Annotated in this window: 13 protein-coding genes; 5 read left to right on the top strand and 8 right to left on the bottom strand. The window is 50.6% G+C overall.

All coding sequences use genetic code 11. From position 1 onward, the window contains the following. Nucleotide 1 precedes the first annotated feature (1 nt). A complete protein-coding gene (locus KS4_RS04890; protein WP_145075423.1) occupies nt 2-3,373 on the bottom strand; it encodes an efflux RND transporter permease subunit in 3,372 nt (1,123 codons plus the stop codon). An 87-nt stretch (nt 3,374-3,460) separates the two neighbouring features. Beyond that, on the bottom strand, nt 3,461-4,753 hold the full coding sequence (locus tag KS4_RS04885; protein ID WP_200761585.1) for an efflux RND transporter periplasmic adaptor subunit: 1,293 nt from the start codon (nt 4,751-4,753) through the stop codon (nt 3,461-3,463). Between the two features lie 156 nt (nt 4,754-4,909). Between KS4_RS04885 and KS4_RS04880 the strand changes: the two genes are divergently transcribed. Together KS4_RS04880 and KS4_RS04875 are read left to right on the top strand one after the other, a co-directional pair. Continuing rightward, nucleotides 4,910-5,560, top strand: a complete 651-nt coding sequence (locus KS4_RS04880; RefSeq protein WP_145075418.1) for a TetR/AcrR family transcriptional regulator — start codon at nt 4,910-4,912, stop codon at nt 5,558-5,560. Between the two features lie 25 nt (nt 5,561-5,585). After that, entirely contained in the window at nt 5,586-6,458 is an 873-nt protein-coding gene (locus KS4_RS04875; protein ID WP_145075413.1) for an SDR family oxidoreductase, read from the top strand. Between the two features lie 4 nt (nt 6,459-6,462). Here KS4_RS04875 and KS4_RS04870 read toward each other — a convergent pair whose 3' ends face one another. The 3 genes from KS4_RS04870 to KS4_RS04860 form a co-directional block, all read right to left on the bottom strand. Continuing rightward, nucleotides 6,463-7,347, bottom strand: a complete 885-nt coding sequence (locus KS4_RS04870) for a CPBP family intramembrane glutamic endopeptidase (protein WP_145075410.1) — start codon at nt 7,345-7,347, stop codon at nt 6,463-6,465. 94 nt (nt 7,348-7,441) lie between these two features. Then, the gene (locus KS4_RS04865) at nt 7,442-8,212 is read right to left on the bottom strand and encodes a 3D domain-containing protein (protein ID WP_145075407.1); all 771 of its coding nucleotides are present in this window, start codon (nt 8,210-8,212) and stop codon (nt 7,442-7,444) included. A gap of 363 nt (nt 8,213-8,575) precedes the next feature. Then, the gene (locus tag KS4_RS04860; protein WP_145075404.1) at nt 8,576-8,866 is read right to left on the bottom strand and encodes a hypothetical protein; all 291 of its coding nucleotides are present in this window, start codon (nt 8,864-8,866) and stop codon (nt 8,576-8,578) included. Nucleotides 8,867-9,580: 714 nt separating this feature from the next. Here KS4_RS04860 and ndk point away from each other — a divergent pair. Continuing rightward, entirely contained in the window at nt 9,581-10,042 is a 462-nt protein-coding gene (gene ndk, locus KS4_RS04855) for a nucleoside-diphosphate kinase (protein ID WP_145075401.1), read from the top strand. Between the two features lie 204 nt (nt 10,043-10,246). Here the strand turns inward: ndk and KS4_RS04850 are convergent, their stop codons facing one another. The 3 genes from KS4_RS04850 to KS4_RS04840 all read right to left on the bottom strand — a co-directional run bounded on the left by KS4_RS04850 (nt 10,247) and on the right by KS4_RS04840 (nt 12,650). Next, nucleotides 10,247-11,218 carry a carbohydrate kinase family protein gene (locus tag KS4_RS04850; protein ID WP_200761584.1) on the bottom strand — a complete coding sequence of 324 codons (972 nt, stop codon included), beginning with the start codon at nt 11,216-11,218 and terminating at the stop codon, nt 10,247-10,249. A 235-nt stretch (nt 11,219-11,453) separates the two neighbouring features. Further along, the gene (locus KS4_RS04845) at nt 11,454-11,765 is read right to left on the bottom strand and encodes a DUF6504 family protein (protein ID WP_145075395.1); all 312 of its coding nucleotides are present in this window, start codon (nt 11,763-11,765) and stop codon (nt 11,454-11,456) included. A gap of 15 nt (nt 11,766-11,780) precedes the next feature. Continuing rightward, nucleotides 11,781-12,650, bottom strand: coding sequence for a fumarylacetoacetate hydrolase family protein (locus KS4_RS04840; RefSeq protein ID WP_200761583.1), 870 nt, complete (start codon nt 12,648-12,650; stop codon nt 11,781-11,783). A 115-nt stretch (nt 12,651-12,765) separates the two neighbouring features. Between KS4_RS04840 and accD the strand changes: the two genes are divergently transcribed. After that, nucleotides 12,766-13,647 carry an acetyl-CoA carboxylase, carboxyltransferase subunit beta gene (gene accD / locus KS4_RS04835; RefSeq protein ID WP_234698854.1) on the top strand — a complete coding sequence of 294 codons (882 nt, stop codon included), beginning with the start codon at nt 12,766-12,768 and terminating at the stop codon, nt 13,645-13,647. Nucleotides 13,648-13,917: 270 nt separating this feature from the next. After that, the gene (locus tag KS4_RS04830) at nt 13,918-15,234 is read left to right on the top strand and encodes a DUF1570 domain-containing protein (RefSeq protein WP_145075392.1); all 1,317 of its coding nucleotides are present in this window, start codon (nt 13,918-13,920) and stop codon (nt 15,232-15,234) included. Nucleotides 15,235-15,236: the final 2 nt, after the last annotated feature.

Here is a 15,236-nt window from a genome sequence, read left to right as displayed (position 1 = left end):
ATTAAGCCTCAAGTAGATGCTCAGCCTTATCCGCATCCATTGTTTCAGCCATCTGCCATCCAAATACTTTGTAGAAGTATGCCTTCATATCAACGATTAGACTGAAGAGGATCGGGACGACAATGAGCGTAAAGAGTGTCGCAACGACGAGTCCGCCGACAACCACCGAGCCGAGGCCTTTGTAGAGTTCCGAACCAGCACCCCCTGCAATAACCAATGGGAGCATACCAAATACGGATGTCGCGGTTGTCATGAAAATAGGTCGCATTCGTGTACGAACAGATTCACGGATCGCATTGTATGGATCAAGCTGCTCCACCTTGTCAGCTGTCGATTCACCAATACCCTTCATGAAATTAAGAGACTGGTGAACAATCAGGATCGCGTTGTTGACGACGATACCGATAAGGATGACGAAGCCAAGCATGGTCAGCACGTCAAGCTGCTGAGTCGGGTCAATCTTGTGTACGATGAATAGGCCGATGAAACCACCGATGGTTGCAAGCGGCACAGAGAACATGATGACCGCAGGATACAAGAACGATTCAAATAGTGCGGCCATCAGCAGGTATGTCACAAGCAGAGCCAAGAACATACGCGATGAGATAACACTGATCAGGATGTCGCTGATTGAGCCAGAGAAATCGCCGAGCAGCGAGGTACGGACAGCTGAGAGCTTGTCCGCAGAACCCGCAATTTGAACAATGACATTGCTGCCAATTTCACCGTTGCCTTTCATGCGTGCAAGGATACCTTGCTGCATTTGATCGACTTTTTGAATCGCAGTTTCAAGTGCAAGCCCAGGCGGCATTGTCACAGAAAGACTCACAGCACGTCGGCGTTCAATACGTTTAATTTCCTGAGGTGCTTGCGTTCGCTTCACATCCACAACTGAAGCAAGTGGTACAACATCCATTTGCCCTGGGTTTTCGAAGCTTGGCACAGCCAAAGGAACGCCACCAATCTGATCGAGAGTAATCTCGACTTCTGGTGCACGGATGAGCTTAAGGTCAACAGTATCGCCTTCGAGACGATAGTCACCGATAACTGCACCATCAATCAGTGACTGGACGGCTACGCCGACACTGTTCACATCAATACCCATATCCGCAGCGTGAACACGTTTGATCGAAAGCTGCATCTCCGGACCGGGAAGTTTGTAGTTACGCGGGTCTGGCTGAATTGGCGTAAAGTTGCCAAACTCTGCTCGCATCGCCTGCTCCATCGCAGCACCGACCTTCTTCAGGTCTTCAAGGTCATCAGAGATGATCTCCACATCGATGGAATCGGACGAGCTGGTCGCGTCACCAAAGATGGGCATCTGGAAACCAAAGCCCATGGAACCGGGAATCTGCCACATACGAGCCGTAATCAGATTCGCCAAAGGCATGACGTTGTTTTTATCTTTCGAGGAAGCCCCCATGATCATACCGCCTGGATACGCAACGTCGAAAAAGTTCTCGACAGGCGGAATGTTCTCAACAGGTTGGCCGGTAAATGGATCAAGGAATGGTGGAAGGCCTTCCAGATCTGCGTAAGTTTCCGCTTCCCAATATGGACGTACAGAATCTTCAATTTCCTTAGCCATTTCCTCTTGGAACGGAATGCTATAGCCGGGAGGGTTCAGAAGGATACCAAAGACAAAGTTGTTGTTACCAGAGGGAAGGTATGAGCTAGGCGGCATAAGCATATACGCGCCGATGACTGAGATCAGAGTGAACAACGAAACGATCACGATACGCATAATGAACCGGGCAGGCATTTTTGCAACAACCCAATAAAGCGAGTCGCTGTACCATTTCGTAAATTTCGCAGCGATATTCGCGATACCAAACAAGGTGTGAAGCTGATGCATAAAGGCAGATTCGTGAATCTCCTTCTTCATCTTCAACATACGCGCCGACGCGACAGGAATAACCGTAATTGATACAAGCAGTGAAAGTAGAACAGATGCACAAATCGCAATGGAGATATCGCGGAAAAGCTGGCCTGCTTCTTCCTGCATAAAAATAACCGGAACGAACACCGCAACGGTCGTCAGAACAGAAGCAAGAATCGCACCCCAAACTTCGACTGTGCCGTCATAGGCCGCAGCAAACGTACTCTTACCCATACCGAGATGACGGTCGATGTTTTCCAAAACAACAATCGCAGCGTCAACAACCATACCCACAGCAAACGCCAAACCCGCCAAACTAATAACATTAATCGAGCGGCCAAGCATCGTCATCACAACAAATGTACCAATCACTGAGATCGGAATTGAAAGCAAGACAATCATCGTCGGGCGAACTGTTCGCAAGAAAACAAGTAAAACCACGCCAGCCAAAATCGCACCGATTACAAGGTTTGTCTGAACCATCTGCACAGCGTCATTGATATAGATGGTTTGATTATAAACCTGTTTAAGCGAGGTACCTTTAGCAAGTGTGGGCAGAACATTTTCGTTGATGTCCTTAATCACGTTGTCCAGCCGATTCTGAACCTGCACAACATTGGCGCCACTTTGTTTATTGACTGCCATAGCGAGCGCGTTCATGCCACGCTGGTGAACGAATGCACGACGTTTATCGAGAGACAACTTCGCATCACCGATATCTTTAACACGAACAGGACCAGAAGCATCCGTTGAAACAATGGTTTCACGGATATTTTCAAGTGTCTCGTATTGACCAATCGTACGGATACGAACATCGAGGCGACCTTCATTGAAATCGCCCGCAGACACATTGACGTTCTCGCCACGCAATGCGTTAATTAGACTATTAAAAGTAACGCCGCGTTGAGCCATCAGGATGGGGTTGATTTCAACGTGCACTTCACGCTCGCGGCCGCCATAGATCTGTAGCTCGTCAACACCTTCGACACGCTCAATCAACGGCTTCACACGATCATCAACCGTGTCATAAAAACCCTCAACATCAAAGTTAGGATCCTCACTCGTCAACACGATCCAGGCAATCGCGTCCTGGCCGCCCTGCTCTGTCGAGCTGATCACAGGCTCATCAACACCATCCGGGTAATCAGGAACCTCACGCAACTTGTCAGACACTTCATTACGAGCCACGTCGATGTTCGTGCCGACATAAAACTCAAGTGTAACCTGAGAGGTGCCGGTCTGAGCCAAGGCTTTCATTTTCCGCAGATTGGAAACGCCTTTAAGCTTATCTTCCTGACGATCGATAATCTCTTTCTCGATCTCTTCAGGGCTACGCCCAACCCATGAGGTTGTCACCGTGATCTGCGGGGTATCCACGTCTGGCGTAAGCTGAATCGGAATCGACAACAACGAAAGGACGCCGAAAAGTAGAATCAGCAAAACGCCGACTGCAACCTTAACGGGGTTTTTGATTGCAAAACCAATAAAATCCATGTTAATCTCGCGAATATTCTTATCTTTAACTCACCCTGCATGCAGGGTGAAGTTGTGTTCATCCAAAACCCATAACCTAAGCGTTAATTAGCTATCAATTTTTGCCTCAGTCTTGGCCGGCTCACTCGTAGCAGGCTCAGGTAAGCTAGAGCCATTATCTTTAGGTTGCTCTGCGATCGGAGCATTGTCGATTGCCAACGATTGGCCTGGGAAAAGAATCTGCTCTGCGCCCATCACCACAACCTGCGTGCCATCTGCAAGGAGATCAGCCGTCGCGGGATTGGTTGGTTCAACGACGACCTTGCCGTTTTGACCGAAAAGTTCACGCACCGGAACGGACATAGCGATTGGCATGCCTTGCCCATCTTCAGGTGGAACAGCAACCCAAACAACCGGACCTTTGGCCGTAAACAGAAGCGCATCTCGTGGCACAATCACTTCGTCACTCTGTGTGCCAATCGGCAAACGTGCTGTCACACTCATACCTGGAAGCAAACGACCATTCACGTCATTAAGCCTGACCTTCACCGGGAAAGTACGCGATGAGTTGCTACCCATAGGTGTAATTGAAACAACATCACCTTCGAATTTTTGACCAATCGCATCGATAACAACAGCAACTTTGTCATCGATTGAAATCATGTTGATGAAACGCTCCGGCACATTGACAATCGCGTCAATCTGGCCATCACTAATGATCTCCGCAATCGAACCCCCGGGGCTGACCCATTGGCCTTCCTCGGTCATCTGGTTAACGACCACCCCGTCAAACGGAGCCGTAATCTTCAAACGGTCAATCTGTTCACGTGCTTTTTCGACAACAGCAACAGCAGCCTCCAAGTTGGCGCGCTCAGATTCAACCTGTGCTCGCATATCAGTCACTTCTTTCGGCTTTGCACTATTCGCACGAGCCAATTGCTCAAGCAACTTCAGATCACCCTCACTCTTGACCAGTGTTGCTTTGCGTGCAGCAACATCAGCCTGAGCTTGCTTGAGTGCAAGTTCTGCCCATGTGCCATCAATTTCCGCGACCACCGTCTCGCCGCCTACGACACGATCACCTTCTTCGACAGGAACCCGCAACACTTTGCCTTCGACCTCTGATGCGATCTCAGACATCTGCAATTCCTGCAAGCGACCGACGACGTCAAATCGATTCTGAACAGACTCATAGGCAGCATAATCCACGCGTACAGACGCTGGTGGAGCACCCTGCGAGGCACCTGCTCTAATCTGCTCTTTGACTTTTTCAATTTCCTTCATTGCTTGCGCTCGGATCACATACGTGAAAACCGTTGACGTAAACAGTGCACCAAGTACCAAACCGCCCCCTGCTGCGAGGATTGAAATCCAGAACACCTTGTTCGTTGAGTGGCCCATCTTCATTTTTTCCTTATCATACCTTTGCCTGGGCAATTTTCTTGCGATGACGCGTTGACTACCGTACACTGTACGATATCCTTTGGTACACTGTACGACACCATCGTACGTCGGTCAAACGCGACCCCCTGAATCAAATCATTTTTAACAATAATTATGTCATCAGAGTCACAAAATACCCAAACACGCATAAACGACCCCAAAGCCGATTGGGATAGCGCCACACCTGAACAGCGCCGCGAGATCATCGTGGACGTTGCGATCAGCATTCTCAACGAAAAAGACATCAGCCACGTCACCATTCGACGTGTCGCGTCTCAGATCGGTGTCGGCGCGATGACGTTGTACACCTACGTCGACGGGCAGCAGGGCTTACGCACTGCCATTCTCGATCGAGGCTTTGAAATCATGGATTCTCATTGCGATTGCGATGAGCATCCCAAAATGAACAATCATGAAAGCTGGGTCGAAGGCTGTACCAACTATGTCGAGTTCGCCGTCCACTACCCCAACCTTTACACCCTCATGTTTACCCACCCCCTCGATCAACATGAACTCGCCAACATTCAATCTCACTTTGAACGTTGGCGTCACGACGTCCACGAGTATTACAGCGAACTCGGTATCAAAGAAGAAGACATGCAACCGTATGTTGAACGCACCACACGCGACTGCTGGGTTGCGATGCACGGCCTAGCCTCACTCATCATCTCACAACGACTCCAACTTAACGAGCAAGAAATCAGACAACAAATCGAAACGCTCATCGAACGCCTCTACATCGAGCCTGGGCAAATCAACGAATAATCAGCCATCACACGAAGGGGTATCCATGCCAAACATACTTGTTGCCGGTGCAACTGGATACCTCGGGCGTTATCTCGTCCAAACACTTCATCAACGTGGCCACAACGTCCGCGCACTCGCTAGATCAACAGAAAAACTCCAGTCGCTGCAAAACTACATCGACAGCTCACATGTCGGCCAAGCAACTAATGCGACCTCAATCAAAGGCATCTGTGATAACATCGACATCGCCATCTCTTCACTAGGCATTACGCGCCAAAAAGATGGGCTCACTTACAACGATGTCGATTACAAAGCTAATCTCCATCTCCTGAATGAAGCTCAAACATCACCAACCACAACAAAATTCATATACGTCTCTGTATTAAACGCACATCAATTACAAAATTTGAAAATGGTAAAAGCAAAACTCAAATTTGAGAACGTGCTTAAAAAATCCGGACTCCAGTACCAAATCATCTATCCAAATGGCTTCTTTTCAGATATGACTGAGTTCTTTAATATGGCCAAATCCGGCACCGCCTATGCGTTCGGCGATGGTACACTTCAGTACAACCCTATCCATGGATTAGACCTCGCCAATTACATCGTCGACAATATCAATTCCATCTCGAAAGAGCTGCCTATCGGCGGGCCAGAAATTCTGACCCAAAACGAGATTACAAACGCAGCCTTTGCCGCTCTCAACAAACCCGCCCACACGCGTCACATCCCAATATTTGTCGCAAAATCGCTACGGTTTCTCATGCAAACATTCACTTCCACCAAAACACACGGCCCAATCGAGTTCTTTCTCACCGTTCTCACCCAGAACATGATCGCTCCCGCCACCGGAACACACACCTTAAAATCATACTTCCAAAAACTCGCAGCCAAAGACACAACAACTCCTCATTAATCCACTAGCTAACAAACAAAATGGTCGGCCAGTTTAGCCCCAAATGCCCCGCAATCGCGCTCTCAACTCCCCATTTCCTCGCCATCCAGCAAAACACCAAACTCACCAGAAAAATCTGCGTTAATTTAACCGCAGGCATATTCGTATTCGGCCAATGAATCACAGCCCACAAAAATGAAACCAGCAATACCGATACCCAAAAACCCGTTTCCTTCCCAGGCTTCCACCCAAACAACTCCGCCAACCAAGGCAACAACAATCCTCGAAACATCAACTCCTCACCAATAGCCGCCACCGTGATAAACGACAGCACACCGATAACGACCTCCAAACCACCTGTGACCTGTGTACTGCGATCTGTATCCTGTTCAACCATCTGCCGCAATACATCCCCCATCTCAACACCCATCATGGCAAAAGCAACGATCGTCACCGCGCACATCAACACACCAATCCCAAACCCCGCAAACACACGCCGCCACGCTTTATCTCTTCCACGTCCACCTAGCATTCTTTGATCCAACAACACATACCCACCCTCATGGACACGCAACCAGCTTGCCGCTCCTGCCCCATACACAAACAGCCGCCATGCCAACAACCAAGCCGACACCACGAAACAGATCATTAAGCCAATGCCTACAATCAAAACCGGATACTCAACCACTTCCGCCATGCCCGATATCATCAACCACATCTGTGGCCAGTTCAAAAACAAGATCACACCACTAACCCACAACCCCATCTTCCATCGCCTTACCGCATCCATAAATCTCAATACAATCGCCACAACCGCCAGCGTTATCGACACGCATAAAAACACCGCCATCACGCCCACACCAAACCATTCCACCTCCACAACCTCTTGCCCTAGTATCAACAAGCTCATCCTCAATACCTCATCGAATACGAACAAAATAAAAAGCGGAGCTTCGAGACTCCGCTTCAATCATTTTACCCGATTATCGATAAGCCGAATATGTTTATTCTGCAGATTCCCAAACCTCAACCTCAAGATTCTGCACACCCCACTTCAATGCAATTTCATGTGTTGGGTAAAGTACATCCAACCGGTTCTCTTTGATCTTGCCACCACGATCAAGCACCTGTACCGGATGTCCTTGGTTATAGCCGGGAATCGTCAACACAGTTCCAAATGGAAGCAGCCGTGTATCCGCAGCCACCAGATTACCACCATTGGTCTCAACGCTCTTGCCTGAAGCTGTAATACCATCCGCCCACTTACCACAAGACCGATAGTCCGGGCTATAAGCGGTCACCTTCATGCGAAGGGTGCCTTTCTTCCGCATCATCTTGCCATCAAACATGAGATATTCCTCATCCCACGATTCGATCAGTTGCAGCTCTGGCTCTGCATCAACCTCAACTTCGTCTATCGCCTCATTAGAGACTACCTCGCCAAACGCTTCCGGCATGTAGTACTCGAGGACATGCGTTTCTTCCTGCTCCGGGACGACTGCCATCAAACTCACCGTTCCCACGCCACTTCCCTCTCCCTGCACCGCACCACGCACCTTGTACACACAAACAGCCAGCAATGACAAGCTCGCAAACACCAAGCCAATCACCAACAACGGCGACACGACACCTTCGTGCGCACGTACATTTTCACGTCGCTCTTTTTCGCGATTCAATTGCGTCTCTCCAATTCGTCCGTAATACACAGCCCAACCGTGAGCTACATTCGTATTACCTGGAATCGGGCCCTCCATGACCGCGCTCTCTATGAGCATTCATCCTACCCCACAGCCACCATCGACACAAAAAAATCTCGTGCATATTCACCTCTACGTGACCACCCGATAAACAGGCCAACAGCCACTCAACACACCTCTTCACCCTCACTCATCGCCCCAAAATCAATGTTCCTCAGTTTTGCCTTACCCAAATTAACACGACTCATCGATTTCCCTCACCCACCTTTTTTTAACCACAAATCACGCTCATTCCACACGCAACACACAGCTAACCCATATTCACACCACAACACCCCAACAAAAAAAACTCGCTGCACTTCCGCACAACGAGTCCACCTTCTTCGCATCCGTTCATAATCAGCATTTAGCATATTCAAACACCAAATGCCTAATCATCCATCATGATTCAACACCGACAGGAACCGCCACCTTTTCTTCTTCCTTATTCGCAGGTTTTCTGCGCCTGCCCTTGGAAACCCACATCACCTGATCCGATGAATACCAAATACCTCTCGCATAAGGCTGATGAATAGGTCGCAAACAAACAAACTGAACTTCCTCATCCAATACCTCATCATCAATCGCGATATCACAAACACGAGCCGTCATCTGACCGTTCAGCGTCGTCACCGTATCTCCCTTATCAACATCATGCCCCGTCACATCCATCGCATGCAGTACTTTTCGCATGTTATTTCTCCATTCTTGGTTATGTTTTTACCGGATGCCGCATACATTCCGAGTCGCGCACTCACGCAAACTCAAACAGCAAGCCGCACCGTAACGCTTTCATCGCGTACGCAACAACCTTCACCACCTACGCTCAACCAACCTCCCCATTCATCCATACAAGTTGTGTCAGGCTTCAAGTATCAAATTGAAATGAAACTCATTGCACCGCAACACATCATCCCATGCCCAACCCATGATCGCATCAACCACACCCTGATCCGCAACCGTATCACTTATCTCGAACATTCAGTTGCCAATCAAGACACGACTCAAACGCTCTCACGTCTTTCCCGTATCTCAAAAAACCTCGACAAATACCTCTGGGACATTCCAGATGTATTTCGCCCAAGGGTTTCACTAAATCATATTCGTGATAAATCGGATTTCTGCTCGCGGTTCCCCTTATTTTTCATTCTTACACCCCTAACAAGAGGTGCTTATCCCCTTAACCCCTGCTACTTGCTCCCACGTTATCCATGATCGGGCTATCCCGTACCCATGCCGATTTGATTATTTTCGCCACATCAGTGATAACACACATCTTCAGGGACTTGGCCGGAGCATTGATCCCAAAATCCAGCCATCCCCATTTTGTCAGTGAGCATTACATTTCTGCTTCGCCAATGTCCGCGAATGCTGAAATCGACGATTCAAACTCGGAGAATCTGGAACATGGAAACAACCTTCATCTTCGTTAAACCAGACGGCGTACAACGCGGCCTCGTCGGCGAAATCCTTAACCGCTTCGAACGCAAAGGCCTTCAAGTCGTCGGCGCTAAAATGCTCCGTGTAGACGAAGACCTCGCAGGCAAACACTACGCCGAACACGAAGGCAAACCCTTCTACCCCGGCCTCATCAAGTTCATTACATCCAGCCCCATTATGGCATTCGCCATCCGCGGCGTCGACGCCGTCACCGTCTCCCGTACACTCATCGGCGCAACCAACGGCCGCAAAGCAGATCCCGGAACCATCCGCGGCGACTTCGGCCTCTCCGGTGGCTTCAACATGATCCACGGCTCCGACAGCATCGAATCCGCAAACCGCGAACTCGCACTCTGGTTCCCCGAAGGCACACTCGAATACGACAAGTCCTCCAACCTCTGGACTTACGACCCCTCAGACCTCGACTAATCAACCATTAGTCTCGCAACGACACCACTTAAAAACCACGATGCTTTCATCGTGGTTTTTTACTTGGACATCTACCCAATCAACCTCAAGCCCATGACCGCCGGTCATGGGGTGTATGGAACATAAGCTCCAAAATATTCATATTAAAATCACCTTGCACCCATCATGTTCTTTCTTCATCACCACCCGACCATCTCCCCTCATTCACACATCAACAAACCCCGCCAACTGATTCGTGTACGCCCGCGCCCTCGTCCCGCACCAACCTCCAAGCGCCGTCACCGCACACGCGCCCGCCGCCGCCGCCAAGCGCCCCGCACCTTCAAGCGTATACCCATCCACTAGCCCCGTCAGCAAACCCGCATAAAAGCAATCCCCCGCGCCTGTCGTATCCACCACTTCGCCCGGCGCATCAACCGCATCAATCTCAATCAACTCACCATCAGCTCCTGACAACACCGCACCTTCCTTACCAAGCTTCACCCCTAAAATCCCCGGCGCACCACAATCACGATACACCTTCAAAATCTTCTCGACATCCTTCTTCCCCGTCTGATTCTTCGCCTCATGATACGACGGCACATACACATCCAAATGCGGCAACATCTCCTCCAACGGCTTCATCCCCCCACCATCGCCCGCCGCATCAATCGCCGTCTTCGTCCCCCGCATCCGCAACTCCTCCAACAGCTTCGGCAAGCATCCCTCAATCTGCGGATTAAGCCCATAATAAGCCCACAAAAAGTACTTCGCAGACTCTAATTGCTCCATATTCTTGTAGTACGCACGCAAGTCCATCAATTTCGGCGCACCCTTCGCATGAAGGAACGATCGCTCTCCGTCATCCGAAATCAACACCGCTGTCGTCGATGTCGGCGCCTCTGGATGCGTATACATCGCCGACACATCCACACCACGTTCCTCAAATATCACCCGCATCATCCGCCCAAAATGATCCGCCCCAACATATGTAAACACCGACGTCTTACATCCCAACCGCGCCAGCGTAATCCCCGCATTCGCCGTAATCCCACCCGGTATCATCTGAATCGGCTCAATCTCATGCAGCACCTTCTCACCAATCGGTATGTCATGCGGCACGGGCCTGCACACCAAATCCGCCACACACGACCCCGCCACAATCACATCAATTTCTTTCTCAACTTGTTCTGCCATATCAGAATCATACCCCATTTTTCCCCCCACGTTAACGCAATCATATAAACCACAACCCCACACTTCATACCTCATCAACAAAGCAGATTAAAAACCAATCTATCACCATATTAGATCAATTTGCGTAACTATTCACAGGTCTTGTCAAAGTGTGTAAACAGCAAAATTACTCACAATACCTCAGTTAATCTTAAACGACCTTCTAGTCAACAAGCGGGCATTTACGCAAAATGCTCTAGACCGGCTTTTCCATCGTATACAAAAACCAACGCTGCTTCGCATTCTTCCTCTTCTGCTGACGCTCACAATAAACCGTCATCACATCCTTCGACGTTGTCAGCACCTTGAAGTAATGCCGTCTCAAATACATCTCACCCGAAAAACCTTCCGCCCCCGATTGTTTCCACGTCTCCAATATCTCATCCACCCGGTACTCATCGCCCCGCCACGTAAAATGCGTCGGCATCCCCGGCTCACCCCGCGCAATCATACGCGCATCAAACGATCCCTCCCGCGGTTCAATCGGCTCTGATATAAATAATTCCATCACACTATTCTAACCTCACGCCGACTCGACCGTGTTACGCAACTCACCTATCCCCTCAATCTCCACAACCATCTCATCACCCGACTTCAACCACACCGCAGGCTTCCGCGCAAACCCAACCCCGCTCGGCGTCCCCGTCATAATCACCGTCCCCGGCAACAACGTCGTGTCCCTCGAAATATAGGCAATCAATTCTGCCACAGGAAAAATCATGTTCCCCGTCACATCCTCCTGCATCACCTCACCATTCAACGTTAACTTAATCCCCAACTCCTGCGGATCAACAATCTCATCCTTCGTCACAATCGCCGGCCCAAGCGGGCAGAACGTATCAAACGATTTCCCCCTGATCCATTGCCCGCCGCCCCCTTGCTTCTGAAACTTCCTCGCCGAAATATCATTCCCAATCGTGTACCCCAACACATAATCCATCGCATCAGCCTCAGATATATTTCTCCCCAATTTCCCAATCACCACCGCCAGCTCCGCCTCAAAATCCACCTCCCCCTTTTCCGACGAACAAGCCGGTATGACCACCGGACTCTCCGGATTCGTCACCGCCGTCGTCGGCTTCATAAAGATCACCGGCGTCTCCGGTATCTCTGCCCCACCTTCCTTCGCATGCTCCGCATAATTCCGACCTATACAATAAATATTGCACGGCATAATCGGAGCCAACCGCCTCGTAATCACAGCCGACTCACCTGTCTCACCCATACCACCAACCCCCTTCATCAAATCTCCCCCCAAAATCATCGCCGTCCCATTCCCTTGTTCCGCACCCAATCTCACAACACCCTCAGCATCAATAAATCTCACAATTCGCATCGCATTTCTCGCAGCATGGTTTATCTGGTTATAATCATTGTTAACGCGATGAACCATTCAAGCAACTGCTTTCTTGATCAAAAGAATAATCTGTGTTTTATATAACACTTTCCCACGATCAAAAGCACTGCTCAATAACATCTCTGCCGCAGCAAAGAGGAGATCATTGACTTTGGCTGAGCAGCAAACAAAAACCGATTCGGATACCAACAACAATCCGCCCACCTCAAACGGTGCGCGCACCTGGCAAGACCTCAAGCAAAGCGATGTCCCCGAAGGACTCTGGATGCGATGCCCAAAGTGCGAAGCCATGTGCTACCAAAAACAGGTCACCGAAAACCTCGAAGTCTGCCCCGAGTGCGACCACCATTACCGCGTCGGCGCCGACCAGCGCATCGAGCAAATCCTTGATCCCTCATCCTTCGAACCCCTCTGGGAAGACATCGGCCCCGTCGACGCACTCGACTTCGTTGACCGTATCCCTTACGCCGAACGCATCGAAAAAGAACAAACCAAAACCGGCCACAAAGACGCCCTCATCTGTGGCAAGGGCTTCGTCAAAGGCCGCGGCGTCGTCATCGCCGTCATGGACACACGCTTCATGATGGCCTCCATGGGCTCCGTCGTCGGCGAAAAAATCACACGCTGCATCGAGCTCGCCACCGAAACCGATCGCCCCTTCATTCTCGTCTCCGCTTCAGGCGGCGCACGCATGCAAGAGTCCTCACTCTCACTCTCACAAATGGCCAAAACCTCCGCAGCGCTCGCACGCTTCGATGACCTCGGCGGCCTCTTCATCTCCATCCTCACCGACCCCACCACCGGCGGCGTCACCGCCTCCTACGCCATGCTCGGCGACGTCATCATCGCCGAACCCAAAGCCCTTATCGGTTTCGCTGGCCCCCGCGTCATCGCCAACACCGTCCGACAAGAACTCCCTGATGGCTTCCAACGCGCTGAATTCCTCCTACAAAAAGGCTTCCTCGACCGCGTCGTCCATCGCAAAGAACTCCGCAGCGAAGTCGCCCGCCTCATCGACTACGCCGGCAAATAACCCCCCCTGTTTCGTCACACTTATTTTTTCAATCTGCCCTTGGCCCTGCACGTAAATATCAAGCCCACGACCGCCGGTCGTGGGTTGTTTTACAACCCATCAATCAATCGCCTGCATTAACTCTGCCCCCTCTACCCTTCATCCGCATCAATTCTCGCACCAGCACTAATCACTAACACCCACACATCCCGCACAATCCCACCACCTTCTTCACCCCCAAATCAACCTCTCCATCATCCGCCTCCGCCATCCATCCGAACATTATCATAGATGTTCAAATTCACACTGCGAGGGGTAGTATTTCATCTTTTCAAGCAGCTCTTGCTGCTCACTTTTTGCATTGCTTTCCTACTCGCCACAATCATCTACTTCGCCGTCGGCCGAGCCTCCGCCCTTCCCAATAACAACTTCTCTCGCAGCGCCTCACTCAAACTCAACACCACAACGCCCATCCTCAGCGAAAACGCAAAACGCTATCGCACCGACCACTACATCATCCACACCGAACTCCCACAAGATCGCGTCATCCCCATCGGCCGACATGTCGACCAAATGTTCGAACAATACGAAAAACGCTTTAAAGGCCTCATCGCCTCTCAGCACCGCCCCATGCCTATCTATCTATTCGATAGCGAATCCGATTACATCCGATTCCTCGCAAAATACAACATCCACGCCCACAACTCCGGCGGCATGTTCGTCTACAAACAAAACCTCAAATGCCTCGCACTCTGGATCGGCGACAAACCCATGCGCGACGTCAAAGCCGTCCTCCAGCACGAAGGCTTCCATCAATTCACATGGAACTACATCGGCAATAACCTCCCCGTCTGGATGAACGAAGGACTCGCACAATACTTCGAAGACGCCGTCATCACCGACGGAACACTCCGCACCGGACTCGCCGATATCAACCGCACCAAACTCGTCAAACTCATGGTTAGATCAAACCATTTCCTCCCCTTCCCCGCCATCATGGACATGTCACACGACGACTGGTCAAAAATCCTCAGCTCCGACCCCGATCAAGCCTCACGACTCTACGCTCAAGCCTGGTCAATGGTCTATTTCCTCATCCATCACGATGACGGCCGCAACGCCTCTAACGTCAACAAATACCTCGCCGCACTCAACTCAGGCGACAACCCAAAAGATTCATTCGAAGAAATCTTCAGCTCCGATCGCGGCCACCTCCAACGCCAATGGCAACGCTTCGCGCTCACCATGCGCAACGACCCCGTCTCCGAAGCCGCCGAACGCATGCAATACCTCTCCGTCGCACTCCGCCACTTCCAATCTCAAAACATCACCATCCCCCGCAACATCGACAAACTCCAACACCTCATGCGACGCTTCGGCATCGAAGTCTCATGGACTTCCAACAACACCACACAAACCATCACCGCCAACGACCCCCGACTCTACACCTTCAAACGCAACGGCCTCCCCGCCGACTTCATCCTCCTCGCCTCGCCGCGCGACAACATGCCCCCGCGCATCCTCGCCAAAGGGCTCACACCCGAACCCATGCTCATTTGGCATCAGACCCCCACCGGCCAAATCACCCCCGACATCATCTATCGCTAACC

It is taken from the genome of Poriferisphaera corsica (assembly GCF_007747445.1).
Classification (GTDB): Bacteria; Planctomycetota; Phycisphaerae; order Phycisphaerales; family Phycisphaeraceae; genus Poriferisphaera; species Poriferisphaera corsica.
This window is presented reverse-complemented; position numbering and strand designations above follow the sequence as displayed.